The 25,472-nt window shown below is 61.9% G+C and carries 26 protein-coding genes; 16 read left to right on the top strand and 10 right to left on the bottom strand.

Going from position 1 to position 25,472, the window contains the following annotated elements:
• Window positions 1-16: 16 nt before the first annotated feature.
• Window positions 17-805 (bottom strand): adenosylcobinamide-GDP ribazoletransferase, encoded by a 789-nt coding sequence (locus PY308_RS12695; RefSeq protein WP_275783013.1) that lies wholly within the window; start codon window positions 803-805, stop codon window positions 17-19.
• A gap of 169 nt (window positions 806-974) precedes the next feature.
• Here PY308_RS12695 and cobT point away from each other — a divergent pair, with 169 nt between their 5' ends.
• From cobT to PY308_RS12665, 6 genes are all read left to right on the top strand, one after another.
• Window positions 975-1,991, top strand: coding sequence for a nicotinate-nucleotide--dimethylbenzimidazole phosphoribosyltransferase (gene cobT, locus PY308_RS12690; RefSeq protein WP_275783010.1), 1,017 nt, complete (start codon window positions 975-977; stop codon window positions 1,989-1,991).
• Between the two features lie 210 nt (window positions 1,992-2,201).
• Window positions 2,202-2,612, top strand: a complete 411-nt coding sequence (locus PY308_RS12685) for a diacylglycerol kinase (RefSeq protein ID WP_275783007.1) — start codon at window positions 2,202-2,204, stop codon at window positions 2,610-2,612.
• A gap of 147 nt (window positions 2,613-2,759) precedes the next feature.
• Window positions 2,760-3,785: an iron ABC transporter substrate-binding protein gene (locus tag PY308_RS12680; protein WP_275783004.1), complete on the top strand. Its 1,026-nt coding sequence runs from the start codon at window positions 2,760-2,762 to the stop codon at window positions 3,783-3,785.
• Window positions 3,786-3,826: 41 nt separating this feature from the next.
• A complete protein-coding gene (locus tag PY308_RS12675; RefSeq protein WP_275783002.1) occupies window positions 3,827-5,494 on the top strand; it encodes an ABC transporter permease in 1,668 nt (555 codons plus the stop codon).
• Complete coding sequence (locus PY308_RS12670) at window positions 5,491-6,549, top strand: ABC transporter ATP-binding protein (protein ID WP_275782999.1); 1,059 nt, start codon at window positions 5,491-5,493, stop codon at window positions 6,547-6,549. The genes PY308_RS12675 and PY308_RS12670 overlap by 4 nt, the downstream gene beginning before the upstream one ends.
• An 89-nt stretch (window positions 6,550-6,638) precedes the next feature.
• On the top strand, window positions 6,639-7,025 hold the full coding sequence (locus PY308_RS12665) for an ester cyclase (protein ID WP_275782996.1): 387 nt from the start codon (window positions 6,639-6,641) through the stop codon (window positions 7,023-7,025).
• 37 nt (window positions 7,026-7,062) lie between these two features.
• On the opposite strand, the gene PY308_RS12660 is transcribed toward PY308_RS12665, so the two are convergent.
• Window positions 7,063-8,598, bottom strand: a complete 1,536-nt coding sequence (locus PY308_RS12660) for a sensor histidine kinase (RefSeq protein ID WP_275782994.1) — start codon at window positions 8,596-8,598, stop codon at window positions 7,063-7,065.
• A gap of 128 nt (window positions 8,599-8,726) precedes the next feature.
• Between PY308_RS12660 and PY308_RS12655 the strand changes: the two genes are divergently transcribed.
• The 3 genes from PY308_RS12655 (at window position 8,727) to PY308_RS12645 (ending at window position 10,504) form a co-directional block, all read left to right on the top strand.
• Entirely contained in the window at window positions 8,727-9,326 is a 600-nt protein-coding gene (locus tag PY308_RS12655) for a thermonuclease family protein (RefSeq protein ID WP_275782992.1), read from the top strand.
• Window positions 9,319-9,951: a uracil-DNA glycosylase family protein gene (locus PY308_RS12650; RefSeq protein ID WP_275782990.1), complete on the top strand. Its 633-nt coding sequence runs from the start codon at window positions 9,319-9,321 to the stop codon at window positions 9,949-9,951. The genes PY308_RS12655 and PY308_RS12650 overlap by 8 nt, the downstream gene beginning before the upstream one ends.
• 64 nt (window positions 9,952-10,015) lie before the next feature.
• A complete protein-coding gene (locus tag PY308_RS12645; protein ID WP_275782988.1) occupies window positions 10,016-10,504 on the top strand; it encodes an Lrp/AsnC family transcriptional regulator in 489 nt (162 codons plus the stop codon).
• A gap of 40 nt (window positions 10,505-10,544) precedes the next feature.
• Here PY308_RS12645 and PY308_RS12640 read toward each other — a convergent pair whose 3' ends face one another.
• From PY308_RS12640 to PY308_RS12630, 3 genes are all read right to left on the bottom strand, one after another.
• Entirely contained in the window at window positions 10,545-11,414 is an 870-nt protein-coding gene (locus PY308_RS12640) for an NAD(P)-dependent oxidoreductase (protein ID WP_275782985.1), read from the bottom strand.
• 137 nt (window positions 11,415-11,551) lie between these two features.
• The gene (locus tag PY308_RS12635; RefSeq protein WP_275782982.1) at window positions 11,552-13,156 is read right to left on the bottom strand and encodes a hypothetical protein; all 1,605 of its coding nucleotides are present in this window, start codon (window positions 13,154-13,156) and stop codon (window positions 11,552-11,554) included.
• Window positions 13,157-13,329: 173 nt separating this feature from the next.
• Entirely contained in the window at window positions 13,330-14,145 is an 816-nt protein-coding gene (locus PY308_RS12630) for a class I SAM-dependent methyltransferase (protein WP_275782979.1), read from the bottom strand.
• Window positions 14,146-14,282: 137 nt separating this feature from the next.
• Here PY308_RS12630 and PY308_RS12625 point away from each other — a divergent pair, with 137 nt between their 5' ends.
• A complete protein-coding gene (locus PY308_RS12625) occupies window positions 14,283-15,011 on the top strand; it encodes a DUF2270 domain-containing protein (RefSeq protein WP_275782976.1) in 729 nt (242 codons plus the stop codon).
• 105 nt (window positions 15,012-15,116) lie between these two features.
• Window positions 15,117-15,821: an SDR family oxidoreductase gene (locus PY308_RS12620; RefSeq protein WP_275782975.1), complete on the top strand. Its 705-nt coding sequence runs from the start codon at window positions 15,117-15,119 to the stop codon at window positions 15,819-15,821.
• A gap of 25 nt (window positions 15,822-15,846) precedes the next feature.
• Here PY308_RS12620 and PY308_RS12615 read toward each other — a convergent pair whose 3' ends face one another.
• From PY308_RS12615 to PY308_RS12600, 4 genes are all read right to left on the bottom strand, one after another.
• A complete protein-coding gene (locus PY308_RS12615; RefSeq protein WP_275782973.1) occupies window positions 15,847-16,113 on the bottom strand; it encodes an usg protein in 267 nt (88 codons plus the stop codon).
• 145 nt (window positions 16,114-16,258) lie between these two features.
• Window positions 16,259-17,089 (bottom strand): ABC transporter permease, encoded by an 831-nt coding sequence (locus tag PY308_RS12610; RefSeq protein WP_275782971.1) that lies wholly within the window; start codon window positions 17,087-17,089, stop codon window positions 16,259-16,261.
• The gene (locus PY308_RS12605; RefSeq protein ID WP_275782969.1) at window positions 17,086-17,886 is read right to left on the bottom strand and encodes an ABC transporter permease; all 801 of its coding nucleotides are present in this window, start codon (window positions 17,884-17,886) and stop codon (window positions 17,086-17,088) included. The genes PY308_RS12610 and PY308_RS12605 overlap by 4 nt, the downstream gene beginning before the upstream one ends.
• Window positions 17,887-18,004: 118 nt before the next feature.
• The gene (locus PY308_RS12600; protein ID WP_275782966.1) at window positions 18,005-18,787 is read right to left on the bottom strand and encodes an ABC transporter substrate-binding protein; all 783 of its coding nucleotides are present in this window, start codon (window positions 18,785-18,787) and stop codon (window positions 18,005-18,007) included.
• A 368-nt stretch (window positions 18,788-19,155) separates the two neighbouring features.
• Here PY308_RS12600 and PY308_RS12595 point away from each other — a divergent pair, with 368 nt between their 5' ends.
• On the top strand, window positions 19,156-21,291 hold the full coding sequence (locus tag PY308_RS12595) for an OmpA family protein (protein WP_275782964.1): 2,136 nt from the start codon (window positions 19,156-19,158) through the stop codon (window positions 21,289-21,291).
• 123 nt (window positions 21,292-21,414) lie between these two features.
• Here PY308_RS12595 and PY308_RS12590 read toward each other — a convergent pair whose 3' ends face one another.
• Complete coding sequence (locus PY308_RS12590) at window positions 21,415-21,789, bottom strand: gamma-butyrobetaine hydroxylase family protein (protein WP_275782962.1); 375 nt, start codon at window positions 21,787-21,789, stop codon at window positions 21,415-21,417.
• 233 nt (window positions 21,790-22,022) lie between these two features.
• Between PY308_RS12590 and moaA the strand changes: the two genes are divergently transcribed.
• The 4 genes from moaA (at window position 22,023) to mobB (ending at window position 25,422) form a co-directional block, all read left to right on the top strand.
• Window positions 22,023-23,012 carry a GTP 3',8-cyclase MoaA gene (moaA, locus tag PY308_RS12585; RefSeq protein WP_275791110.1) on the top strand — a complete coding sequence of 330 codons (990 nt, stop codon included), beginning with the start codon at window positions 22,023-22,025 and terminating at the stop codon, window positions 23,010-23,012.
• A gap of 326 nt (window positions 23,013-23,338) precedes the next feature.
• A complete protein-coding gene (locus tag PY308_RS12580) occupies window positions 23,339-24,247 on the top strand; it encodes a DMT family transporter (RefSeq protein ID WP_275791109.1) in 909 nt (302 codons plus the stop codon).
• Between the two features lie 21 nt (window positions 24,248-24,268).
• Window positions 24,269-24,913: a molybdenum cofactor guanylyltransferase MobA gene (gene mobA, locus PY308_RS12575; RefSeq protein WP_275782960.1), complete on the top strand. Its 645-nt coding sequence runs from the start codon at window positions 24,269-24,271 to the stop codon at window positions 24,911-24,913.
• Window positions 24,910-25,422 (top strand): molybdopterin-guanine dinucleotide biosynthesis protein B, encoded by a 513-nt coding sequence (mobB, locus tag PY308_RS12570; protein ID WP_275782957.1) that lies wholly within the window; start codon window positions 24,910-24,912, stop codon window positions 25,420-25,422. The genes mobA and mobB overlap by 4 nt, the downstream gene beginning before the upstream one ends.
• Window positions 25,423-25,472: the final 50 nt, after the last annotated feature.

Below are 25,472 nucleotides of genomic sequence, written 5' to 3'. Positions count from 1 at the left end.
AATTTATATCGGCGTTTCAGACGGTCAGCGCAAGGGCGGCGAGAACGGCGATTTCTGTTAACTGCTGGGTCGCGCCGATCGTGTCGCCGGTGTAGCCGCCGATCTTGCCGTCGACGATCGGATGGAAGGCGGCGACCGTTGCAGCGGAGGCGGCGATGGCCAGGACGACGGCCAGCAGGGGCGCGCCGGAGAGAAGCAGAAGCAGGGCCGCCGAGACGATGCCGAGCCCGAGGGCGACATTTGCAGCCGTGGCGTCCGGCTCGCCGGCCGAGGCGGCGACGCCGTCGCGGCGGGCGGGCGGCAGCTTCGACCAGTGCCAGACCATGGCCGTGCGGCTGATTGCGGCGACTGCCAGCACGAGCAGGCCGGCGCCGCTGGGCGAAAGCAACGGGATGACAGCGGCAAGGGCGGAGCTTCTGAGGCCGAATGAGAGGATCAGCGCGACCGCGCCATAGGAGCCGATGCGGCTGTCCTTCATGATGATCAGCGCGCTTTCCCTGGTCCTGCCGCCGCCGAGCCCGTCTGCCGTATCGCCGAGCCCGTCCTCGTGCAGGGCGCCAGTGATCAGAGCCTGCACGGCGATGGCGGTGAAGGCGGTGAAGAGAGGCGATGCACCGATGGCGCTGAACACGGAAACGAGGGCCGCGGCCGGCAGCACGATCAGTATGCCGGCGAGCGGGAAAGCCCGGACGGCGCGGCTGAGACGGCCGTCGAAACCGACGAAATGGCGTTGCGGCATATGGATGCGGCTGAGGAACGCCACGGAGCGCGCCAGATCGTCGATGAACTCGCGGATATCGAACATAGTGTCTCCCCGGCGATCCGCCCCTCGCGAATCGATGTGATGCTGCCGATCATGCGCCAGCGACCGGAGAGGGCGCAAATGCCGTTGCCCGATTCAATGCGGGCCATTATGAGAGGGCAGCTTTGCCGGGCGCAGCGCCCGGACCGATGATGATCAAGAGGATGACGACATGAGTGCCAGCGGTCTGCCGTTTGACGATTTCCGCGCATTGCTGCGCAGTCTGCCCGGTCCCGATGGCGCAGCCCTTGCGGCGGCGCGCGAGCGTGACGCGCAACTGACCAAGCCGCCGGGCGCGCTTGGCCGGCTGGAGGAGATCGCTTTCTGGCTGGCGGCCTGGACGGGCCGGGCACCGGCCGTCAACCGGCCGCTGGTGGCGATCTTCGCCGGCAATCACGGCGTGACCAAGCAGGGCGTCACGCCGTTCCCGCCATCGGTCACCGCGCAGATGGTCGAGAACTTCGCGGCCGGGGGTGCTGCCATCAACCAGATCTGCGTCAGCCACGATCTCGGGCTGAAGGTTTTCGACCTGGCACTGGAATATCCGACGGCCGACATTACCGAGGACGCAGCCCTGTCAGAGCGCGACTGCGCAGCGACCATGGCGTTTGGCATGGAGGCGGTCGCCGGCGGCACCGACCTCCTGTGCATCGGCGAAATGGGGATCGGCAACACGACGATCGCGGCGGCGATCAACCTGGCGCTCTATGGCGGCACGGCGCAGGACTGGGTCGGCCCCGGAACCGGGTCGCAGGGCGAGGTTCTCTCGCGCAAGATCGCGGCGGTGGAGACAGCCGTGGCGCTGCATTCGGCGCATCTGTCCGACCCGCTGGAAGTGCTCAGGCGCCTTGGCGGACGCGAGATCGCGGCCATGGCAGGCGCGATCATCGCCGCAAGGATGCAGCAGATTCCGGTGATCATCGACGGGTATGTGGCGACGGCGGCGGCCGCGATCCTTCAGGCTGCCAATCCCGCGGCGCTCGACCATTGCCTGATCGGCCATGTGTCAGGCGAACCGGGGCACATGAAGGCGATCGAGATGCTCGGCAAGACGCCGCTTCTGGCGCTGGGCATGCGGCTCGGCGAGGGGACGGGGGCAGCCCTTGCGGCCGGTATCGTCAAGGCGGCGGCCGCATGCCATTCCGGCATGGCGACCTTCGCGCAGGCGGGCGTCAGCAACAAGATCTGATTGCGCTTTCCATTTCAAAGGCCGTGGACACCGTAAACCCGCCGATCAAAAGGCCGCACCGGACCTTTTGGCTTGATAGGACCTGCCTTCTCGCCTATTCCGGTGCGGCGATGTTTGGCCGGGTCTTCACCGGCCAATATTCACGCCGTATTCAGGCTGGCGTCAGTATCGCATGTTCCCTGGCGCTCATTGAAAACGCGTGGAGCAAACATGTATCTGGACGAGGACTATCGCGGGATGAGCAAGCCGGTAAAGAAGCTGACGGGGATCGCGCATTTCTTTGCTGCAGCCACCTATTCGATTGGCGGTGCCCGGCGCCTGCTCGGCGAAGCTGCGTTTCGCCACGAACTGGGGGGCTTCGCCGTCGCGATGATCGCATTCATCGCCGTCGGCGCGACATTCTTCCAATATGTCGCCATGCTCGTGCTCTTCCTGCTGATGGTCGCGTTCGAGGCGCTGAACACGGCGATCGAGGAGATCGTGGACCGGGTGTCGCCAGAAATTTCAGAGATGGGCAAGAATGCCAAGGATCTCGGCTCGCTCGCCTGCCTGTGCGTCATCCTCGCCAATGCCGGCTATGCCGGCTACGTGGTGATCGTGTCGCCCTTCTTCGGTATCTGAGACCGACAGATGCGACGCCGTCGGCGCTCAATTTAATGTGAGCGCAGCCCGTTGCTCTTGGCGCATCCAAAGTTGACCAACCGCATCATGATTCTGTAGGGGTGCAGCCGGACTGCCCGAACCCTTTAAGAAATCGATGAGGCTTTCATGACCATTCCCGTCTCCCGCTCCGCTGGCGCCGCCGTCCTGGCTGCCGTGTTTGCAACCTTGCCCGTGGGGGCTTCCATCGCCCTGGCGCAGGATGACATCGGCATCGTGGTCTACAATGCCCAGCATGAAAGCCTCGGCGTTGCCTGGGCGGAAGCCTTTACCAAGGAGACGGGCATTCCCGTGACGCTGCGCAAAGGCAGCGACATGGAATTCGCCAACCAGATCGTTCAGGAAGGCGCTGCATCGCCGGCCGACGTTTTTCTCACCGAAAACTCCCCGGCCATGGCGCTCGTCGACGGGGCAGGGCTCTTCGAACCCGTAGCAGCCGAAACGCTGGCCCAGGTGCCGAAGGATTTCCAGCCCTCGAACGGCCACTGGATCGGTGTCGCTGCCCGCTCGACCGTCTTTGCCTATGACAAGACCAAGCTGACCGAAGACAAGCTGCCGAAGTCGCTGCTGGACCTTGCCGATCCAAGCTGGAAGGGCCGTTGGGCCGCATCTCCAGCCGGCGCCGATTTCCAGGCGATCGTCAGCGCGCTTCTGGCGTTGAAGGGCGAGGAAACGACCGCGTCCTGGCTGGCGGCGATGAAGGAGAATTTTACCGCCTACAAGGGCAACTCGACCGCGATGAAGGCGGTCAATGCCGGTGAGGTCGAGGGGGCGGTGATCTATCACTACTACTATTTCGGCGACCAGGCGAAGACCGGCGAGAACAGCCAGAACATCGGGCTGCATTATTTCAAGAGTCAGGATCCGGGCGCTTTCGTCAGCATTTCGGGCGGCGGCATACTAGCCGCCAGCCAGCACAAGGAACATGCCCAGACATTCCTGAAATGGCTGACCGGCAAGGGCGGTCAGGCGGTCCTGAGGGAAGGCACGTCCTTCGAATATACGGTCTCGAACGGCGAAGCGTCCAATGCGGCGCTGACCCCGCTGGCGGATCTGAACTATCCGAAGGTCGATCCGGCATCGCTCAACAGCGCCAAAGTGACAGACATGATGACGGCTGCCGGTCTGCTGTGATAGGCAGAACGCAAACCTGAACGGATTTGTCCGCTTAGGTCATGTCATCCGGGCAACCGGCGACATTCGCAGCCTTGCCAAGGGTTGCGAATGTCAGTGTCCTGAAAGCAGAGACGTTGAGTGCTACCGCGTTTTCGAGCGATTCTCATAACTCCGTCCGGCGACTGATCGCGGTGGCGCGGGGCCGCGCCCGCATTCCCTATCTCTGGATAACCGTCGTTGCGGCGCTTGTGTCGATCGTGAGTTTGCTGCCGCTCGGCTTCATCGCCTGGGTTTCGGTCCAGACCGGGTGGGATACCGCAGCGAGGCTGATTTTTCGCGGCCGCGTCGGGGAGTTGCTGATCAATACGGCGCTGCTCGAAATCGCCACTATCCCGATCGCGATCATCCTGTCGGTCGCCCTGGCCTGGCTGACGGAGCGGACGGACCTGCCTGGTGCGCGGCTGTGGGCCTGGCTGGCGGTCGCGCCGCTCGCGGTCCCTGCCTTCGTCCACAGCTATGCCTGGGTCAGCCTGGTGCCCGGCCTGCACGGACTTCCCGCCGGCGTTCTGGTTTCGGTCATCGCCTATTTTCCCTTTCTCTACCTACCGGTAGCGGCGCAGCTTCGCCGGCTGGACCCGGCCATCGAGGATGCGGCGGCTTCGCTCGGGCTCAATCCGTGGGAGGTCTTTTTCCGGGCGGTTCTGCCGCAGCTGCGGCTGGCGATCTGCGGCGGCTCGCTGCTCGTCGGACTGCATCTCCTGGCGGAATACGGGCTCTATGTAATGATCCGTTTCGACACGTTTTCAACGGCGATCGTCGATCAGTTCCAGTCGGCCTTCAACGGGCCGGCGGCGAATATGCTGGCGGGCGTGCTCGTTGCCTGTTGCCTGCTTCTGCTTCTTGTCGAAGTGTTGCTGCGCGGCGGCGAGCGCTATGCCCGGGTCGGCTCCGGGGCTGCGCGACCGGCGGACCGGCGGCGGCTCGGCCGGATGCGCGTGCCGGCGCTTGCGCTGCATATCACGGTCGCGGCTCTTTCCATCGGTGTTCCCTTCGTGACGCTGACGCGCTGGCTGTTCATCGGCGGCGCGGAGATCTGGCGGCTGGACCTGGTCGGCGGCGCGTTCGGGCAGACGATCTTTCTCGCCGTGGCCGGCGGCGTGCTGGCCACCATTGCGGCCGCACCCATGGCCTGGCTTTCGGTGCGGGCTCCCGGCCGGCTGCAGCGAGTCTTCGAGGCCTGCCATTATTATGTCGGCTCCCTGCCGGGTGTCGTCGTGGCGCTCGCCCTGGTCACCGTCACGGTGCGGCTGGTGCTGCCGCTTTACCAGACATTTGCGACCCTGTTCCTTGCTTATGTGCTTCTGTTCCTGCCGCGCGCCATGGTCGGATTGCGCAGCAGCATCGCGCAGGCGCCTGTCGAACTCGAGCGAGCGGCCATGGCGCTTGGGCGCACGCCGTTCCAGGCTGTGCGCCAGACAACCATGCGGCTGGCAGCGCCCGGCATTGCAACGAGCACCGCTCTGGTGGCGCTCGGGATTACCAATGAACTCACCGCAACCCTGATGCTGTCGCCGACGGGCGTGGAAACGCTGGCGACGAAATTCTGGTCGCTGACCAGCGAGATCGACTATGTCGCGGCAGCGCCCTATGCCGTAATGATGGTGGTTCTGTCGCTGCCCCTGACCTTTCTTCTCTACAGCCAATCCAGACGGACTGCCGGACAATGACATTTCTGACCATCGACGGGATCAGCAAATCCTACGGTCCTGCCGTGGCGCTGGATGCTGTTTCCATGGCGCTCGAAAAAGGTGGCCGCACGGCAATCGTCGGCCCTTCCGGGTCTGGCAAATCCACGTTGCTGCGCATCATCGCCGGCTTCGAGACGCCGGATCGCGGATCCCTTTTTCTCGACGGTCAACCACTGGCGGGAAGCGGCTTCTTTGTGCCGGCCCACAAGCGCGGCATTGGCATCGTATCGCAGGACGGCGCACTGTTCCCACACCTCACTGTTGCCGAAAATATCGGTTTCGGCATTGCAAGGCAGGCGAGCGATCGTGCCCGGCGCATCACCGAGCTGATGGAAATGGTGGAACTGGAAACCGTCATGGCCGGACGCAGACCGCATCAGCTCTCCGGCGGCCAGCAGCAGCGTGTTGCACTGGCGCGGGCCTTGGCCTTGAAACCACGCTTGATGCTGCTCGACGAGCCCTTTTCCGCGCTCGATACCGGGCTGCGTGACACGATGCGGCGAACGGTCGCGCGGGTTTTGCGGGCTGCCGGCACGACGGCGATCCTGGTGACGCATGATCAGGCCGAGGCGCTGTCCTTTGCCGACAAAGTCGCTGTTCTCAGGCAAGGCCGACTGGTGCAATTCGGCTCGCCACGATCGCTTTACGGCAGGCCGCGCGACCGCGAGACCGCCACCTTTCTCGGCGAGGCGGTGCTGCTCGATGCGACCATTGCTTCCGGCCTGGCAAGCTGCCTGCTCGGCCCGGTTCCGGTTGCGTCGGCCTCGAAAGCCGGGCCGGCGACCATCATGCTGCGCCCTGAACAGATCCGCCTGGCAACGGCGCCGGTCGAGACGGTCTCCGATGGACCGACCGGCCATGTCGATGATGTCGAGTTTGGCGGCGGCAATTGCATGGTTCTGGTGCGCATCGACCGCAAGGATCGCGCCATGCCCGACTTCCTGTCGATCCGCTGTGTCGGCTTCGATATCCCGCAACCCGGCGACCGGGTGCGGATCAGCGTACAAGGCGAAGCGCATGTGCTTGCGGACTGACGAATGCCACCGCGAGCCGCCGGGGGTTACGGCCGGCCGGTGAACACCTTCGCTGCCTTATGCCGGTTTCAGGAACAAGGGTGACCGTGATGACGAAAGCAGAGCTCAGCGACCTTTACCGCGGCTATATTGGCTGCCTCAACCAACAGGACTGGCCTAACCTGCGGCGGTTCGTCGGGGAGGACGTCCATTACAACGGCAAACGGATCGGCCTGTCGGGCTATCGCGCCATGCTGGAGGACGATTTTCGCGCTATTCCGGATCTTCGTTTCGATATCCGCCTGCTGATTGCCGATCCGCCCCATATAGCGAGCCGTCTGAGCTTCGATTGCACGCCGAAGGGGCTTTTGTTCGGCCTGCTCGTCAACGGCAAGCGCGTCTCATTCTCCGAAAATGTCTTCTATGAATTCCGTGAGGGTCTGATCGCATCGGTGTGGTCGATCATCGACAAGGCGGCGATCGAAGCGCAGCTTTAGCAAACGACTGCAAGTCCTTGCCGAGATTGCCTGAAGGTCAGGCGAAGCTTCGTCTGCGGCGCTCGATGGTCGGAGCATCCTCGACGGCGGGGATGCTTTGCAGCACGCGCTTGGCGGGCAGAATGGCGATTGCTTCAGTGCCTTCGCGCAGCTTGGAACGCAGGATGAAATCGCCATTGTGCTTGGCAAGGATCGCCTGCACGATCGGCAGGCCGAGGCCGGTTCCCTGTTCGGCGCTCTTTATGGCGATCGAGCCCTGGCCGAAGGCCGAGAGCACGACGGGAATTTCGTCTTCGGGAATGCCCGGACCATTGTCCTTGATAGAGAGATACTGACCGCCGCCTGCCGTCCAGCCGACCTTGACCGAAATCTCGCCGCCGGAGGGGGTGAATTTCACCGCATTGGACAGGAGGTTGAGAGTGACCTGACGCATCGCCTTTTCATCGGCCCAGACAGCCGGCATGCCGCGCTCGAACTGTTCGCTGATCTTGATATTCTTGGTGCGGGCCCGCAACTGCACCATGCCGATACAGTCCTCGGTGATCTCCGCCAGATGGATGGCCTCTTCGTTCAGATCATATTTGCCCGCCTCGATGCGCGAGAGGTCGAGGATCTCGTTGATGAGGTCGAGCAGATGCTGGCCCGAGCGATGGATGTCGCCGGTATATTCCTTGTAGATCGGATTGTTGAGCGGTCCCAGAACCTCCGTCGACATGACCTCGGAGAAGCCGAGAATGGCGTTCAACGGCGTGCGCAGTTCGTGCGACATGGAGGCGAGGAAGCGGGATTTGGCGAGGTTCGCCTCTTCCGCCCGGCGGCGCGCCTCGTCCGACATGGATTTCGCGACTTCGAGCTCGGCGATCAGGTCGTCTTTTTCCGACTGCATGGACAGGATATGGATATTGGCCCTGTGCATGCGGTTGGTCATGAAGATCAGGAAGACAAGCGACGTGGCGATGACGGTCGTCAGGGCGTAATAGGCCGGGCTTCCCGTCCTTAAGGCGAGCGCGCAGAGTGCAACGATAACAGGCGAAAAGGTGACGAGCAGTGCATCGCGCAACATAAAGGTGCCGGTCGCAGTGACCGCGAGCGCGATCAGCAGCACGGCGCCCTTGTAGAATTCATATTCCATCTGGCCGCAGCGGTCGCAATCCTGGAACAGGAAGGCTGCCCAACAACAGCCGAGCAGGGCCTGGACAATCAAGAAGCGGCGGCGCCAGAAGACGATCTTTTCCGCCGTGATATCGCGGCTTGCGGCGCGGCGCGCCAGAAGAATGCCGACAGCATGGACGCAAAGTGTCAGAAGACCCCAGGCGACAACGTCGAGGTGTTGAGAAAGATAGATGCTGACGCCGGTGATCAGCGCGAGAAGTATCGGCATGACGATGGCGCCGTGCAGAACCTGATCGACGTGCAGGCCGAGCATTTCCCTGGCGAAACCGGATGCGGTCGATCCGCCGGCCTGCAACCGCTCGCGGGTCGTGCGGACAGCCTTCGACACCGCCTTGTTGCGGTGGCTGCGCGACTTGTCGACAATGATCTTGTCGGTCGAGGTGCTGACGCCCGTGGTCATAATCTTTTTACGCTTTAGCGGAATCCATTAAACACTAGAGAGGAATCCTTAAGAAGTTGCTGCGTTTCCCGGCGGCATCGACAAGAGCGGCGTTCATGGGGACGGCAAGGGGAACGGCAGGATCAAACATGGGGCGTCTGGTGCGCATTCTCCGCAATGGTCTGCTGACGGTGACCCTGCTGCTGCTCGCCGGGCTGATCGTGGTCCGGCTTGAGGATGCCGGGCAAAGGCGGCTTGGCGGCGCGGCAAGGGTGATCGACGGCGACACCATCGTTGTTGCGCGGGAGCGGATCCGGCTGGCCGGTATCGATGCGCCCGAATTGCTTCAGGTCTGCCGGAAAGACGGCGGCGGCTGGCCTTGCGGCCGGGAGGCGCGGGGCAGGCTCAGCGCCTTGATCGCCGGTGCTGCGGCAATGTGCCGGACAAACGGGAACGACCGCTACGGCCGCCTGCTGGGTGTGTGCGAGGCCGGCGGGCGCGACCTCAATGCGGCAATGGTTGCCAGCGGCTATGCCGTCGCCTTCGGTGACTATCAAGCCGAGGAAGCCGACGCGCGCCGCATGCGGCTTGGTGTGTGGGCCGGGCCTTTTGACAAGCCGCGCGTCTGGAGAAAGACCCATGGCGGCATGGAGGACGGGCCGCACGGACAAGAGGGACCGGGGGAGGTTCTGGCGATGGCAGTCCGGGACTGGCTGACGCGGTTGTGGTCGTGGATTGCCAATGGATAGGGAGCCTGAGCTGGAGGCCCTGCGCCGGGCGATCGCCGCATGCCGGGTTTGCCGTGATACGCCGTTGCGCGGCACGGCGTTCCGGTTGCCGCACGAACCGCGGCCGGTGGCGGTGCTCTCCGGCTCGGCCCGGATCCTGATCGCCGGGCAGGCTCCGGGCCTGCGTGTGCATGAAAGCGGCCTGCCGTTCGACGACGCGTCCGGCGACCGGCTTCGCCAATGGCTCGATGTCAGCCGCGATCAGTTCTACAACCGCGATCTATTTGCCATCGTGCCGATGGGCTTCTGTTTTCCGGGCTATGACGACAAGGGCAGCGACCTGCCGCCGCGACGCGAATGCGCGCCACTCTGGCGCCGGGCGGTGCTGGAGGCGATGCCGCAGGTCGAACTGGTGCTGGCGATCGGGCACTATGCGCAGGCCTTTCATCTGGGCGGGCGGCAGGCGGCGACGATGACCGAGACCGTGCGCAACTGGCGCGGCTTTTTCGGATCCAACAGCCGGCCCGCCATTCTGCCGTTGCCGCATCCAAGCTGGCGCAACACGGCGTGGCTGAAGCGCAATCCATGGTTCGGGGACGAGGTTCTGCCGGTCCTTCGGCAGGCTATCAAAAACCTGACGAAGTGAAACAAAATTCTTTTAATGAAATATTTTTTCGCTATAAACAGAATAATATTCGAAGGGGAGCCCTATGGACCGTCTTGATCGCAAAATCCTGCGCCTGTTGCAGGAGGATTCCACACTGGCTGTTGCCGATCTCGCCAAGAAGGTCGGCCTGTCGACGACGCCATGCTGGCGGCGCATCCAGAAGATGGAGGAAGACGGCGTCATCCGCGGCCGGGTTGCATTGCTCGATCCGGCCAAGATCAACACCAAGGTCACCGTCTTCGTCTCAATCCGCACAAACACGCATTCGATCGAATGGCTGAAGCGCTTCTCGGAAGTGGTGGGGGAATTTCCTGAGGTCGTGGAGTTCTATCGCATGAGCGGTGACGTGGATTATCTTCTGCGCGTCGTCGTGCCCGATATCGCCGCTTATGACGCCTTCTACAAGCGGTTGATCGCCAAGATCGAAATCCGCGATGTATCGTCATCCTTTGCGATGGAGCAGATCAAATATACGACCCAGCTGCCGCTCGATTACATGCAGATCGACCAGGCGAAATCCGGCGAGGATTGAGCAGGGAGAGGCTGATCTCGCCCCGCTGCAGTTCTGATGCCTATTTTTCCAGCCGTGCCAGAAGCGAGGACGTGTCCCAGCGGTTGCCGCCGAGGGACTGGACATCGGCGTAGAACTGATCGACCAGGGCCGTCACCGGCAGGGTGGCACCATTGCGGCGGGCTTCGGTGAGTACGATGTCGAGATCCTTTCGCATCCAGTCGACGGCGAAGCCGAATTCATACTGTCCTGAAGCCATGGTCTTGTGGCGGTTTTCCATCTGCCAGGAGCCGGCGGCGCCCTTTGAGATGACCTCGATGACGGCTTCGATGTCGAGGCCGGCGCGCTTGCCGAAATGGATGCCTTCCGCCAGCCCTTGCACCAGGCCGGCAATGCAGATCTGGTTGACCATCTTGGTCAGCTGACCGCTGCCGGCCGGGCCCATCAGGCCGACCATGCGGGCATAGGCGTCGATCACGGGCCTGGCGCGCGCGAAAACCTCGGGATCGCCGCCGCACATGACGGTCAGCACGCCGTTTTCGGCGCCGGCCTGGCCGCCGGAGACCGGGGCGTCGATGAAATGGGCGCCTCTTTCCCGTGCCGTCGCATCAAGCTCGCGGGCGACCTCGGCCGAGGCGGTGGTGTTATCGATGAAGACGGCATCTTTTTCCAGCGTCTCGAAGGCGCCGTTGGCGCCTGTGGTCACCGAACGCAGGTCGTCGTCATTGCCGACACAGCAGAAGACGAAGTCCGCACCGGCGGCGGCTTCGGCCGGGGTTGCGACCGCGCGGCCGCCGAACTCCGCAGCCCAGGCCTGTGCCTTGGCGATCGTGCGGTTGTAAACGGTGAGATCATGGCCGCCCTTGACCTTCAGGTGCCGAGCCATGGGGTAACCCATCACGCCCAGACCGATAAATGCAACTTTCGCCATCCCGACACTCCCGGTTTGCTGTGTTCATGTCGAGCCTTAGCCGATGTGGCGGATCGGGGGAAGTCTTCCCCTGCAGCATGTCCTTTCTATTGCTCGCGACGGGCCATCCACGGCGCTCAGGGCCATGAGACGTGGTCCTATCCGATGTTGGCGTTGGCCTGGATCGGGACGGGAAGCGGGACCGGGCGCGGCTTCGGAAGCACCGTATCCGGCAATCTTTCGGCGTCCGGCCCCAGGCTTGCGGAGATGTCGAGCCAGATCCGGCGCAGGCGGCGTACATGGAGATCGTCGGCGATCCATCGCAAGACATGTTCGGCAGCCTCCGAAGGATCGTCCGACTGAATACGGCTGCGGGCCCAGAGGCAGAATGCGTCGCCCGTCACCTGCTTTGCCTGTCCGTCCTCGAAGACCATCGGACTGATCTTGCTGATATCGAGCGTTTTCCTGAGGTTGCTTGTCGAGGCAAAGAGAATGCCGGCGCAGATTTCGTCGAATTCCTTGGGCGAATGTTCGCTGCCGATCGCACGCTCCAGATCGAAGATAGTGCGGATGTTCAACTCGCGGAAGATCATGAACTTTTCCGGTCCCAGGATGTGACATAGCTGGGCCTGGGCCACCCAGTCGATGGTCTGGTAGATGCCGTAAGGCGATTCGATGTGCAGCATGATCGGATTATAGGTCGCAAGATTCTGGACGTCGTAGATGCCGCATTCCTCAAGCCTGAACCGCGTCTCGTAGTCGATTCCGTCGATGATATCAGGCGAGGTGATCTTGGTGACCTCTATGAAGCGATCATCTGTCGTCTTGATCCAGTTGATCAGCGACTGGAACTTAACCATCGCGAATTTCGTCGCGCTCTGCGGCAGGAGCCCGAGCAGAGGTGCCAGACCGTACCAGATGACGGGAATATTGGCGTTTTGCTGTTCGGCTGCAGACTGTCCGGTGAAGGTGGCGACGGGATCGCGGAAGGCAGCAAACAGGAAGATGGTGAAGATGACCGATGCCACGATCTCCGCCGTGTGCCGCAAAAAAGTGTAGGGCGACAGATCAAAGACCGCAACGGCACGCACGAAGGTGCGAATAGCGGCGACATAGGCTCCGGCAAAGGCGAGAGAGCCGATAACGACCAGTTGCACAGCATAGGCATCCCGTCCGACGGCCGCAGGGCAGCTTTGCATCCCGAAACCGCAGGTCAGCGTATCCTGAAGCGCCGAGAAGCCGAAATAGGACAGGAGGATGAGACCAAGCGATGACAGGAACATTTTCCGGTCCCGCCCGGCGCCGAAAGGTCCGATGGTGTCGATGATGCGGTCGATCTGTTCGACGTGGTTCAACTCCGTGTATTTCCTGCCGTCCTTCGGGTCCTCAACACGGATGTCGGAGGTATATTTTGATTTGACGAATTCAAAGGAGGGGTTCGACGACAGCCGGACGTCCTTGTCGCGTTGAGGAGACTGCTGCAGATTGGCGTCGGGCTTGGCCGCCGCATTCTGCTCGCCGGCACCTTTGTCGTCCTTGCTGGTTGCCATCTGCGCTTCGGCCTTGCTGCCGAACGAGAGCAGAAATTCCTGGATGGCACGAAGCCGGTTGAGGCGCACTTCATGCCGGCCGTAGAGCAAAAGGGCCGGGGTGAGCAGTGCGATCAACAGGGGTACGGGTTGCAATCCCAGCGTTTCCCTAAAAAAGCTCGACAGGGCGCCGACGAGCCCGCCAGCCGCGATAAGCCATGAATAAAATTCCATTGCCGTTCCCCCTTAAGTTGTGTGGGCAACGTAACGGGAATAACGAGTGTTCTTCTACAAACCTGATGCTCGTCAGGGTGGTGAAATCTATTTCCGGCTGCATTTCGAAGACGTATTTGATACCGGCTTGTGATATCTTTTCGCGTTTGCGCCCGTGCAACCGGAGACGCGGATCAGCCACGATATCGGGCAATGACCAGATGGCCCGCGATCGGCGCACCGTCCTCCATGCGCACGGTGATCTCCGTCAGTTCGACCACGTCGAAGTCGATGGCATCGAGGCGCTGGCGGACATAGGCCTCGTGATGGGCGAAGCGCTGGTGCGGGCCCACCATGAAATTGCGGCCGGCAAAAGTCTCGTCCGGCAGTGTTTCGCTCGAAAAAACCAGCAGACCGCCCGGGTTCATGTTTTCCGCGGCGCCAAAGAACAGGGCCTCGAGCCCGCCGAGATAGGGCAGTACGTCGGTGGCGGTGATGAGGTCGAAGGGCGCGTCGTCATTGTCCTCGAGAAAATCGACCACTTCGGCGACATAGAGCGTATCGTAGATATCTTTTTCATGGGCGATTTCGACCATGTTTTCCGACAGATCGATGCCGGTCAGATCGGTGGCCATGTCGCGCAGCGCGCCGCCGGTGAGTCCCGTGCCGCAGCCAAGGTCGAGCACGCGCTCGAAGGGACCGAGCTTCAGTGCCTGAAGGCGCTGGCGCACCATCATCGGCACGTGATAATTCAACTGCTCGACCAAGACGTCCTCGAAAACCCCGGCATGCTGGTCGAAGAGGGTCGTCACATAGGCGTCCGGCGCTTTGTCGGGCGTTTCCCCGTGTCCGAGGGATGCGATGCGGACCGCTGCACCGCCGTGATCCTCGGGATCGATGGCGAGCACCTCCGCATAGGCTTTGACGGCAGCATCGACGTCACCGGATTTCTCCAGGGCGAGCGCGCGGTTGTAGGCTTCGGCGAGGGCTTCTTCATCGATCTTCTGCATGGCCGCGCTTTTACGAGGCGGCTCGCGGTTTGGCAAATCAAAAACCGGCAAATCCGGAGTGGCAGCTTGAAAACCGGTTGTCGCGACCGAGATTCGGCCCATGATGACCAAAAGAACAAAATGACGGGAGAGACATCATGGCGACGGAGTTCAGCCCGCTCGGGCTCTTGACGAAGAACAGCGAGCCGAAGGGGCCGCCACTGCCTGCGACGTCTTCGGAGGCGATCACGGCACTGATTCATTATTATCGTGGCGAAATGGCCCGCATGGCCGGCTGGCGCGACCGGATCGACAGGACCTCGAACTGGGCCATCACAGTGGTTGCGGCTCTTATGTCGGTGACGTTGTCGGCGCCGGCCTCGCATCATAGCGTCATGCTGTTTGCCATGTTGCTCGTGTCACTGCTGCTCTACATCGAAGCGCGCCGCTATCGTTTCTTCGATGTCTACCGGGCGCGTGTAAGACAGTTGGAGCGGGGATATTTTGCGCAGATGCTTCATCCACAGGATTCGTTTTCCGCCGCATGGGCCGTGCCGATCGCCGACAGCCTGCGCCGGCCGGCATTCCTGATGAGTTATCGCGAGGCGCTTTGCCGTCGCCTCAGGCGCAATTATTGCTGGATGTATTTCATTCTGCTGCTTGCCTGGTGCCTCAAGATCTCTTCACAGACCATGCAGCCAGACGGTAGCGACGAGGCGCGTCATGGCAGCTACCTGTCACAGGTCGCCTCCAACGCGGCGCTTGGCCCCGTCTCCGGCTGGGTGGTGATCGCCCTTATCGCGATTTTCTATGCCTTCATCGTCTACGGCGCCGTGCATCGGGAGCCTGGCGACGGGGAACTGGCGCATGGCGAGGTTCATGTCTGACGCGCGCCTTCAAGGATTGCCGCTGATATCATGTGCAGTATTTCTCGATTGCCGCACGCCGATTCGGCTGATTGTATCGCGGTGACAACCAAGAGGGAGACAGACGTGACGGATCAGAAAGTGGCGATTATTACGGCGGGCGGGTCCGGCATGGGCGCGGTGTCGGCGAGAAGGCTCGCGGCGGAAGGGTTTTTTGTGGCGATCCTGTCCTCGTCCGGAAAAGGGGAGGCGCTGGCACAGGAACTGGGCGGTATCGGGATTACCGGCTCCAACCAGTCGAATGACGATCTGAAGCGGCTGGTGGACGCGGCCTATGACAGATGGGGCAGGGTGGATGCGCTGGTCAATTCGGCCGGCCATGGCCCCCGCGCCGCTGTTCTGGATCTGACGGACGAAGACTGGCACAAGGGCATGGAGGTCTATTTCCTCAATGTCGTCAGGCCAACGCGGCTGGTGACGCCGATCATGCTGGAGCAGAAATCCGGCAGCATCGTCAATATTTCAACCTATGCCACCTTCGAGCCCGATCCGCTGTTTCCGACCTCGGGCGTTTTCCGATCGGGGCTTGCCGCCTTCACCAAGCTGTTTTCCGATCGCTATGCCGGCGACAATATCCGCATGAACAATGTCCTGCCGGGCTTTATCGACAGCCTGCCGGAGACGGAGGAGCGTCGCGAGCGCATCCCCATGAAACGCTACGGCACGTCAGAAGAAGTGGCCGAACTGGTGGCGCTTCTGGCGTCCGACCGCGGCGGCTATATCACCGGCCAGAACATTCGAATCGATGGCGGCATCACACGATCCGTTTGATGCCCGGAGCCTGCAGGGCCAGCGGTCAGTTGATGACGAACTCGCCCTGCAGCGCGCGCCAGTCCGTTGCGGAAATCAGCTTGCGGTGGACATAGCGCACCGAATGCAGCGGGCCTTCCAGCGTTTCCTGCCAGAATTTGAGAAAGCTCTTCATTTCCGGAAAATGCGGCTCAAGATCGTAATGCTGCCAGATATAGGTCTGCAGCAGGCTTTGATGATCGGGCATCCGATAGAGGATCTGGGCGGTCGTCAGGCCGTAGCCCTTGAGCTGCAATTCCATTTCAGTATGCATTCCGGGACCTCATCTTTGTCGGTGATGGTCCTTGCAAGTGAAACATTCACTTGGTTAACGCGACATTAACAAAACTGCGGAAAAACCAGAAAAATTCTTAGAGAAACAAAGGGTTAGCAGCCCATACAGATGAGTGCTGCCAGGATTAGCGCTTCAGGTGGCGGGTCAGCCGGTTTTCGATGTAGGCCCAGAGATTGCGCAACAGTTCGACCATGATGAGATAGAGAATGGCCGCCCAGAGATACATCTGGAAATCATAGGTGCGCGAGAAGGCGCGGCGGGTTTCGCCCATCAGGTCGAAGACGGTGACGATGGCGACGATGGCCGAGCCCTTGATCATCAGGATGATCTCGTTGCCATAGGGGCGCAACGCAACGATCAGGGCCTGCGGCAGAATGACCTTGAAGAAGGCGATACGCTTCGGCAGGCCAAGCGCTGCCGATCCCTCGTGCTGGCCGCGCGGAACGCTTTCGATGGCGCCGCGCAGGATTTCGGCCTGATAGGCGGCGGTGTTGAGCGTAAAAGTCAAAAGCGCGCAGAACCAGGCATCCCGCAGGAATACCCACAGGCCGACGGCTTCCAGATAAGGGCGGAAACTGCCCAGCCCGTAATAAACGAGGAAAAGCTGGGTCAGCAGCGGCGTGCCGCGGAAGAAATAGACATAGGCATAGGCGATCCAGGAGAGAAGCCGGTTCTTCGTCATGCGGCCATAGGCGATCGGCAGGGAAAGGAGGCTTCCCAGCGCGACGGATATAACAACGAGCGTCAGGGTGACGCCGAGCCCGGAAATCAGGCTTGGACCGTATTTTGTGAATTTCTCGACGCTCCACGATTGGACAATGAAGAGGAGGATGCCGACTGACACGGCAAGCCAGATGCCGAGCGCGGCGCTGCCGACGAAGCGCGACAGCGTGTACCGGCGCAGTGCCTCCGGCGGTGCGGGCAGGGCGGGGAGCATGGTTTCGCGGTGGCTCATCGGCCCATCTCCGAACGCTTGGTCCAGCGTTCCAAACCTGCAAAGACGATGGAAGACACCATGGAGAGCACCAGGAACAGCAGGCAGGCCAGCGAGAAGAATTCGAAGGCGTGCTTCGTGACCCGCGCGGCGACCCCGGTCTGGCGCAAAATATCCGGCAGACCGATGACCGAGACGAGGGCCGTGTCTTTCAGAAGCGCCATCCACAGATTGCCAAGGCCCGGAAGGGCGATACGCAGGAGTTGCGGCAGGATGATCAGCCGCATGGTGCGGCCGCGGTGCAGGCCGAGCGCGTCGCCCGCCTCGTACTGGCCGCGTGGAATGGCCTGGAAGGCGGAGAACAGCACCTCCGAACAATAGGCCGAAAAGACCACGCCGAGCGCGATCATGCCGGCGACGAACGCATTGATTTCGACCGGCCCCTCATAGCCCAGCGAGGCCATGGCCTGCTGGGCGAGAATTTGCAGGCCGTAATAGACGATGAACAGCGTCAGCAGTTCCGGCAGCCCGCGGAAGACCGTCGTGTAGATGTTGGTGGCGAGCCGCAGGGATCGTTCGTCCGACTGCTTTGCCAGCGCGATGAAGAAGCCGAGAACCAGCCCGACCGGCAGGGTGCAGATGGCGAGGCTTACGGTGATCAGAAGACCGTAGGCGACCTCGTCGCCCCAGCCGGTATCGCCGCAAGCGAGCGTGCCGGATGCAAAGAGCCGGAAGATCCCGACCGGCCCGCACAACGGATCGATGATCGCCGCGAACCAGGACACGGCGGAAGAGAGCGCGGCAAACGCAGCCTGCATATGTCTGTTTTCCCCTGCGACCGATTTTTACGGCACGCATATTCTTGGGCAGCATTTGTCAAACAAAAATGGCGGAAGGGCAAGCCTTCCGCCATCGCATTTCGATTCTATCCCGAGATCAGCCGCCGTAGACGTCGAAATCGAAATATTTATCGTTGATCTTCTTGTATTCACCGCTGGCACGGACGGCCTTGATGGCGGCATTCAATTTTTCCCGCAAAGCATTGTCGCCTTTACGCACGGCAATGCCAGCGCCTGCGCCGTTGATGACAGGATCGACCGGCAACGTTGCGAGCAGCTTGCAGCAAGCGCCATCGGCTGTTTTCAGCCATTCCGACAGAACGACAACGTCGTCAATGGCCGCGTCAATGCGACCGCTGGCGATGTCGAGCTTGTATTCGTCCGCTGTCGGGTAGAGCTTCAGCTCCGCGTCTTTCATATGAGCTTCGGCGTAGTTGGAGTGCGTGGTTGAAGATTGGGCGCCGATCGTTTTGCCTGCAAGAGCAGCTTCGGTCGCTTCTGTGATCGCCGAATCCTTGGGCACGACGATTGCCGGGGGCGTGTTGTAAACTTTGTCGGTGAAGTCGACTTTTTGCAGCCGCTCTTCCGTAATCGACATGGACGATACGATCGCATCGAATTTCTTGGCGATCAGTCCGGGAATGATGCCGTCCCAATCCTGGTTGACGAAGGTGCATTCAGCTTTCATCTCCGCACACAATGCCTTGGCAACATCGATGTCGAAGCCGACGATCTCGCCCCCGGATCCGGCGGACTCGAAAGGCGGGTAAGTTGCATCCGTCCCGAAGACGATTTTTTCACCCTCGGCCATGGCGGAGCCCGCCATGAGTGTAAAGAGTGCTGCCGAAGCGGCCATGGCAAGACGTTTTGAAATAAGCATTGTGATCCTCTCTGTTGGCATCCAGCCGGTTTTTTCTTCTGTTCGACTGACGCGATGCCGACCGTCGCTGCGGTCGGGCTGCGCTGATATTCCTATGCCTTCTGCCAAGAAATCAACAGGAAAAGCATCCATGTCCTCATGAAAACACGCGTCATGCCTGTACGGCGCGTTGCGGGGCTCATGGCCGCATGAACGGAGCATTCATCGCGGGTTAATGCAGTTTTCGCTAATCCACGAGGAACGTTTCGACCGGATTGCCATATTTGAACCCCTTTTTTCGCCTTGCGTGTAAGGCAGAGGCAACAAAAGAGGCTTGGCGGCGTTGCAGGCCGGGACGACAAACAGGACCTCTGAAGGAGGAAGATAAAATGACCATCCGATCCAAACTTTTCGCGACCGTGGCGCTGCCTGTGTTGTCGTTGTCTATCGCCATCCAGCCGGCGCTGGCCGACAGCCTGATGAAGCCCTTCGAGGTCGCACAGGAGGGGAGCAGCGCGCAGCAGGGCGAAGTCGCTCCGGAAGAGCTGCCCCGCAAGCGCAAGCAGCGCGCCGAGCAGCCGGCGGAAGAAGGCCAGTCCGGTCAGGAGCAGGAACCGAGCCGCGCCGAGCGCCGCAAGCAGCGTCAGACCGAAGAGCAGCCTTCCCAGGAACAGCAGGAACCAAGCCGCGCCGAACGCCGCAAGCGTCAGGCGGAGCAGCAACAGGACGCGCAGCCTGCTGAAGAACAGCAGGAGCCGAGCCGGGCTGAACGCCGCAAGCGTCAGGCTGAACAGCAAAAGCAACAGCAGGAGGCGCAGCCTGCCGAGGAAACGCAGGAACCGAGCCGGGCTGAACGCCGCAAGCGCCAGGCCGAGGAAAAGCAGCGGCAGGAAGCGCAACCTGCGGAGGAACAGCAGGAGCCAAGCGGCGCTGAACGCCGCAAGCAACAGCAGGCCGAGCGGGACAAGCAGCGGAAGCAGGAACAGGCAAAGCCTGCAACGGATGCCGAAGCGGAAAGGGCTGCCGAGGATCGCCTCAAAGCCCGCGCCGAGCGTCGCAAGCGCCAGGAAGAGCAGAAGAATCAATCCGCAAAGCCGGCTGCCGAAGAGGCAAAGCCGTCCACCAATGACGAAGCGGCAAAGACAGCCGAGGAGCGGGCCCGGATTCGTGCCGAGCGGCGCAAGCAGCAGCAGGCCGAGGGGCAGAATGAGAAGCCGGCGGCCGAAGGAGAGCAACGTCCGGCGGCCGACGGCGAGGCCGCTAATCCGGATCGCAAACGTCCGGATCGTCGCAAGCCGGCGCCGGAAGTGGTCGACAAGCGTAGCGAGCAGCAGAAGGAAGAGCTCGCCCGCGATCCTGCCAGATCGGACGAAACCGTCGTTCTGCCTGTCGATAACGGTGCGGCTGTTCTCGACAGCGACAAGGATGCCGACAACAGCGATGGCAACGCACGCGAAAAGCGCCGTGCGCAGCGTGAACGCGCCCGGGCAGAAAACCGGAATGTCGAAGTGCCGAAGAGCGACGAAGACGCACAGCGCGGCCGCCGGGATCGCCGTCCGAGCCGCGATGAACTGGACGCCGCCAATCGCGAGGAGGGCCGTCGGGTCGAACGCGTGCCGGAATTCGGCGTCGAGGGGCTGATCGATGCCTTTACCGGCAATGATCGCCGCCGCCCGCGCGTCGAAGAATCGCGCGACAACCGGGTCGTGCTGGACTTTGGCGACCAGATCATCGTGCGCGGCGACGACCGGCCGCGTCTGCGCCGCAACGCGCAGGAGACCTTCTACGAGGAACTGCCGCGCGGCCGTCACCGCGAGACGATCGAGCGTCCGAACGGCGTGCGGATCGTGACGATCTACAACCAGTACGGCGATATCGTGCAAAGGACGCGTATCGATCGGGAAGGCGCGGAATATCTGATGATCTACGCGCCGGAGGTGGATGAAGGTCCGCGTCCGCCTGCCTATGATGTCGGCGACGACCTGCCGCCGATGCGCCTGCAGGTGCCGGTGCGGGACTACATCATCGACACGTCGAGCGAGCCGGACCGGGACTATTACGAGTTTCTGTCCGAACCGCCGGTCGAGCAGGTCGAGCGCACCTATTCGATAGATGAGGTCAGAAGCTCCGCCCGTATCCGAGACAAGGTCCGCCGTATCGATCTCGACACGATCACCTTCGCGTCGGGCAGTGCCGAAGTGCCGCTGTCCCAGGCGAAGACGTTGCGCAAGGTGGCCGATGCCATGCTGCAGGTCATTGAAAAGGATCCGGGCGAGACCTTCTTCATCGAAGGCCACACGGATGCGGTCGGCGGCGACCAGCCGAACCTCGTCCTGTCCGACGAGCGGGCCGAATCGGTGGCTTCGCTGCTGACGGAAGTCTATGAGATTCCGGCCGAGAATCTCGTAACCCAGGGCTATGGCGAGCGCTTCCTCAAGGTTCGCACAGAGGCGGCGGAACAGGAAAACCGCCGCGTCACGATCCGTCGCGTCACACCGCTGGTGCGCCCGGTGGCTCAGAACTAAGCCGGCCGGTCCTCGGCAGGAGAGCGGTTCGTTAGCTGCTCCAGAACTTGAAACGGCGGGCGAAAGCCCGCCGTTTTCAATTGCGCTCCTGATAATCAGGCTTTCGATAGCAACCGTGCGAGGCTATCGGGGTTTTTCGGCCCTGTCGCGCGTCATGCCCTTTTCTGCGAGGTTGCGTTCATAGGCTTCGAATTGCGCGCCGCCGGTCTCGCCAAGTTCGCGCAAAAAGCTCCAGGTGAAGATGCCGGTGTCATGGCCATCGTCAAAGCCGATCCGCACCGCATAATTGCCCGTCGGTGCCATCGAGACGATCGCCACATTGCGCTTTCCCGGTACCGTCAGTCCCTGGCCGGGGCCATGCCCCTGCACCTCTGCCGAAGGCGACAGCACACGCAGCATTTCAGCCGACAGATCATAAGAGCCGCCGTCGTTGAAGGCGACCGTCAGCCGGTGGCGATCCTTCGACACGCGCAGTTCGGTGGGCCAGATATCGCTCATGGTGTGCTCTCCTGCTCGGCCGATCCCTAGCGCAATTTCCCCAGAGAGGGAATTCTTCTCTATCGAGCAAGCGGCAACCAAAGACCAGACAGCGCCTTTTCGCTGTCATCACGACCTTTCGTCTTGACGCTGCCGGATTTGGCCCCGACAAGTAGGGCAGCAGGAGAATGTCTTTGAACGATGTGACCATCAACAGGAGCGGCGCCAGCGGGCTGATCGACGCGAAAGCGCCGATGGTCGATCCCTTTGGCCGGAACGTGACCTATCTGCGGGTTTCCGTGACGGATCGCTGCGACTTCCGCTGCACCTATTGCATGGCGGAAAACATGACCTTTCTGCCGAAGAAGGATCTGTTGACGCTGGAGGAACTGAACCGGCTCTGCTCCGCCTTCATCGCCAAGGGCGTGCGCAAGCTGAGACTGACCGGCGGCGAGCCGCTGGTGCGCAAGAACGTCATGTTTCTGGTCCGGGAACTCGGAAAACATGTCCATGCCGGAACGCTGGACGAGTTGACGCTGACGACCAACGGCTCGCAGCTCTCGAAATTTGCGGCGGAACTTGCCGATTCAGGCGTGCGGCGGATCAATGTCTCACTCGATACGCTCGATCCGGTCAAATTCAGGCAGATTACCCGCTGGGGTGAATTGTCACGGGTGATGGAAGGCATCGACACGGCGCAGGCAGCCGGCATTCACGTCAAGATCAACGCCGTCGCGCTCAAGGGTTTCAACGACCTGGAAATTCCGGACATGCTGCGCTGGGCGCATGGCCGCGGCATGGATCTGACGCTGATCGAAACCATGCCGATGGGCGAAATCGACGAGGACCGCACCGATCATTACCTGCCGCTCTCGGAAATGCGCGAGCGTCTGGCAAACGACTTCACTCTGACCGACTTGGATTACAAGACGGGCGGTCCGGCCCGCTACCTGCGTGTCGCGGAAACCGGCGGGCGGCTTGGGCTGATTACGCCGATGACCCATAATTTCTGCGAAAGCTGCAATCGCGTCCGGCTGACCTGCACCGGGACGCTCTATATGTGCCTCGGCCAGAACGATGCCGCCGATCTGCGCACCGCGCTGCGCGCGTCCGATGACGACGCCTATCTGTCGCGCGTCATCGACGAGGCTATCAGCCGCAAGCCGAAGGGGCATGATTTCATCATCGACCGTACGCGCAACAAGCCGGCTGTCGGTCGCCACATGAGCGTCACGGGCGGGTGAACTCGCCCGGAGGGAAGGGTGCCCTGTCGAAGCGCCCGATGCCGCCGCGCGGCTGATCGAACGCAAAGGCTTCTGCACGGCGACAACGCTTCGCCTTATGCAAAGTTGAGCGGGAGTGACAGGCACCGGCAATCAATATTTCACCAACGAAATCGGCAACAGAATCTCATGCGGCCTCTTTCCAGCATGGGTGGATCAGTGATGGTTGTTGCATAAGTTCGATGCCGATGCTTTAGAGTTGGGCAAGAAGTGCGCTCGCGAACCGGCGACCGTCCATGCCGTGGCTGACGATCGTGCCGCGGCGAAACGGAATGAAGAAAAAAAGAATGCAGCGCTCCGGCAATTTTCGCGGTTCCCTGTTCATGTGTCTCGCCATGGCGGGCTTTACCTGCAACGACGCGCTCGTGAAAGCCGTCACCGGCGTCATGAATCTCGGTCAGATCATGATGGTGCGTGGGGCTTTCACCTCTATACTGGTGCTCCTGATCGCCCGGCATTTCGGGGCGCTTCGCCCGCTTCGGCTTCTCATGAACCCTATGATCGGTTTGCGTATTCTCGCAGAGGTCGGCGCCTCCATCACCTATATCTCGGCACTTGGACAGTTGCCGCTGGCCAATGCGTCCGCCATCCTGCAAGCCCTGCCGCTGGCCGTCACGCTTGGCGCGGCGCTATTCCTGTCGGAGTCCGTCGGATGGCGGCGCTGGCTGGCGATCCTGGCGGGCTTCGCCGGCGTGCTTGTCGTTTTAAGGCCCGGGCCGGAGGGATTTACACTGGCGGCGCTGAGCGTGGTTGCCTCGGTCCTCTGCGCGGCCTTGCGCGATCTTTGCACGCGGCGCATCGATCCGGCGGTACCGTCGCTCTTTATCTCGTCAATCACCGCGATCGCCATTACCCTGATCGGTGCCGTGCTCATCGTGCCATTGGGTGGCTGGGAGCCGATGACGCCGGTCTCCATCGGCTACCTTGCCGGGGCAAGCCTGCTGTTGCTGGTGGGTTATCAATGCATCGTGCTGACCATGCGCAACGGTGAAATCGCGGTTGTCGCACCCTTCCGCTATACGAGCCTCATCTGGTCGATCGGCATCGGCGTCCTGTTCTTCTCCGAAAAACCCGATGTCTGGATGATCACCGGCGTCGCCATTATCATTGCCTCCGGGCTCTATGCATTTGCCCGCGAAAACAAGCGGCGAACCGCGGCGGTGGCGCAGACATCGCAGACCTTGTCGCCGAAATGAATGAAGGGATACCGGAAAGCGATGGCTGTCAATCCGCAAACAAACGGACCGCCTGCCGTTATCCTCGCCGGCGGCCGCTCTATGCGCATGGGACGCGACAAGGCGGACGTGACATTGGGCGGCGTCCCGCTTATCCGTCGCATCGCCGCGCGGCTCGCGCCACAGGCCGGCCTTGTCGCCGTCAACCGCAACAGTGGATCGTCTCCTCCCGGAGTGGCGGTTTTCGAGGACACTCTCCCCGGCCAGGCCGGCCCCATGGCCGGAGTCCTGTCGGCGATGCGGCATGTCGCGATGCGTTTGCCCGGGGAGAGCCATGTCGCCACCGTCCCCACGGATACTCCGTTCCTGCCGCTTGATCTGCTTGCCCGTCTGCAGAGTGCCGTTTCGCGGCAGGATCAGATCGCCGTCGCCTTTTCCGTCGGCATCATGCATCCTGTGTTCGCGCTCTGGCCCGTTGGTCTGGCCGACGACCTTCAGGATTGGCTGGCGACAGACGCAAAACGCCGCGTGCGGGCCTTTATCGGAAAGCACCCCATGGTCGCCGTCGATTTTTCACTGCTGCAGACGGCGGGGGGGCCGGTCGATCCGTTTTTCAACATCAACACACCGGCCGATCTTGAAACGGCGGAAGGCTGGCTTCCCTTGGTCGAGGAGATGGAACGATGACGGCACCCAGAATCTTCGGCATTGCCGGCTGGAAGAACAGCGGCAAGACCGGGCTTGCGGTGCGCCTCGTCACCGAACTGACGCGGCGCGGCTACAGGGTCTCGACGGTCAAGCATGCGCATCATGATTTCGACATCGACAAGGTGGGCGCCGACAGCTTCCGCCATCGCGAGGCGGGGGCGCACGAGGTCGCGATCGTGTCCGGCGCCCGTTATGCGATCATGCACGAGTTGCGCGGCGCGGCGGAGCCGTCATTCGAGGACATTCTAGCGCGTCTGGCGCCGTGCGACCTCGTCCTGATCGAAGGTTACAAACGCGAGCCGATCCCGAAGATCGAGGCGCGACGCCTTCAGGCGGCCAACCGCGAGCCGCTTGCCCCCGCAGATCCGCATATTCTCGCCATCGCCGCCGACCATCCCGTCGACGATCGAGGTCTTGCGCTGTTCGATCTCGACGACACCGCAGCCATCGCCGATTTCATCGAGGCGACGACCGGCCTGCGCACCTGAATTTCCTCCGGGTTTCGGAAGGTTGACGAAGGCCAGGTTACTGTTCGCCG

Origin of the sequence: Pararhizobium gei, from assembly GCF_029223885.1 — a bacterium.
Classification (GTDB): Bacteria; Pseudomonadota; Alphaproteobacteria; order Rhizobiales; family Rhizobiaceae; genus Pararhizobium; species Pararhizobium gei.
The sequence above is the reverse complement of the archived record's forward strand: the minus strand, read 5'-3'. Positions and strand labels throughout refer to the sequence as shown.

What these genes read in the sequence shown, in the direction of transcription:
- PY308_RS12695 (WP_275783013.1), bottom strand. Translation starts at nt 805, where the DNA reads ATGTTCGATATCCGCGAGTTCATCGACGATCTGGCGCGCTCCGTGGCG.
- cobT (WP_275783010.1), top strand. Translation starts at nt 975, where the DNA reads ATGAGTGCCAGCGGTCTGCCGTTTGACGATTTCCGCGCATTGCTGCGC.
- PY308_RS12685 (WP_275783007.1), top strand. Translation starts at nt 2,202, where the DNA reads ATGTATCTGGACGAGGACTATCGCGGGATGAGCAAGCCGGTAAAGAAG.
- PY308_RS12680 (WP_275783004.1), top strand. Translation starts at nt 2,760, where the DNA reads ATGACCATTCCCGTCTCCCGCTCCGCTGGCGCCGCCGTCCTGGCTGCC.
- PY308_RS12675 (WP_275783002.1), top strand. Translation starts at nt 3,827, where the DNA reads ATGTCATCCGGGCAACCGGCGACATTCGCAGCCTTGCCAAGGGTTGCG.
- PY308_RS12670 (WP_275782999.1), top strand. Translation starts at nt 5,491, where the DNA reads ATGACATTTCTGACCATCGACGGGATCAGCAAATCCTACGGTCCTGCC.
- PY308_RS12665 (WP_275782996.1), top strand. Translation starts at nt 6,639, where the DNA reads ATGACGAAAGCAGAGCTCAGCGACCTTTACCGCGGCTATATTGGCTGC.
- PY308_RS12660 (WP_275782994.1), bottom strand. Translation starts at nt 8,598, where the DNA reads ATGACCACGGGCGTCAGCACCTCGACCGACAAGATCATTGTCGACAAG.
- PY308_RS12655 (WP_275782992.1), top strand. Translation starts at nt 8,727, where the DNA reads ATGGGGCGTCTGGTGCGCATTCTCCGCAATGGTCTGCTGACGGTGACC.
- PY308_RS12650 (WP_275782990.1), top strand. Translation starts at nt 9,319, where the DNA reads ATGGATAGGGAGCCTGAGCTGGAGGCCCTGCGCCGGGCGATCGCCGCA.
- PY308_RS12645 (WP_275782988.1), top strand. Translation starts at nt 10,016, where the DNA reads ATGGACCGTCTTGATCGCAAAATCCTGCGCCTGTTGCAGGAGGATTCC.
- PY308_RS12640 (WP_275782985.1), bottom strand. Translation starts at nt 11,414, where the DNA reads ATGGCGAAAGTTGCATTTATCGGTCTGGGCGTGATGGGTTACCCCATG.
- PY308_RS12635 (WP_275782982.1), bottom strand. Translation starts at nt 13,156, where the DNA reads ATGGAATTTTATTCATGGCTTATCGCGGCTGGCGGGCTCGTCGGCGCC.
- PY308_RS12630 (WP_275782979.1), bottom strand. Translation starts at nt 14,145, where the DNA reads ATGCAGAAGATCGATGAAGAAGCCCTCGCCGAAGCCTACAACCGCGCG.
- PY308_RS12625 (WP_275782976.1), top strand. Translation starts at nt 14,283, where the DNA reads ATGGCGACGGAGTTCAGCCCGCTCGGGCTCTTGACGAAGAACAGCGAG.
- PY308_RS12615 (WP_275782973.1), bottom strand. Translation starts at nt 16,113, where the DNA reads ATGCATACTGAAATGGAATTGCAGCTCAAGGGCTACGGCCTGACGACC.
- PY308_RS12610 (WP_275782971.1), bottom strand. Translation starts at nt 17,089, where the DNA reads ATGAGCCACCGCGAAACCATGCTCCCCGCCCTGCCCGCACCGCCGGAG.
- PY308_RS12605 (WP_275782969.1), bottom strand. Translation starts at nt 17,886, where the DNA reads ATGCAGGCTGCGTTTGCCGCGCTCTCTTCCGCCGTGTCCTGGTTCGCG.
- PY308_RS12600 (WP_275782966.1), bottom strand. Translation starts at nt 18,787, where the DNA reads ATGCTTATTTCAAAACGTCTTGCCATGGCCGCTTCGGCAGCACTCTTT.
- PY308_RS12595 (WP_275782964.1), top strand. Translation starts at nt 19,156, where the DNA reads ATGACCATCCGATCCAAACTTTTCGCGACCGTGGCGCTGCCTGTGTTG.
- PY308_RS12590 (WP_275782962.1), bottom strand. Translation starts at nt 21,789, where the DNA reads ATGAGCGATATCTGGCCCACCGAACTGCGCGTGTCGAAGGATCGCCAC.
- moaA (WP_275791110.1), top strand. Translation starts at nt 22,023, where the DNA reads ATGGTCGATCCCTTTGGCCGGAACGTGACCTATCTGCGGGTTTCCGTG.
- PY308_RS12580 (WP_275791109.1), top strand. Translation starts at nt 23,339, where the DNA reads ATGCAGCGCTCCGGCAATTTTCGCGGTTCCCTGTTCATGTGTCTCGCC.
- mobA (WP_275782960.1), top strand. Translation starts at nt 24,269, where the DNA reads ATGGCTGTCAATCCGCAAACAAACGGACCGCCTGCCGTTATCCTCGCC.
- mobB (WP_275782957.1), top strand. Translation starts at nt 24,910, where the DNA reads ATGACGGCACCCAGAATCTTCGGCATTGCCGGCTGGAAGAACAGCGGC.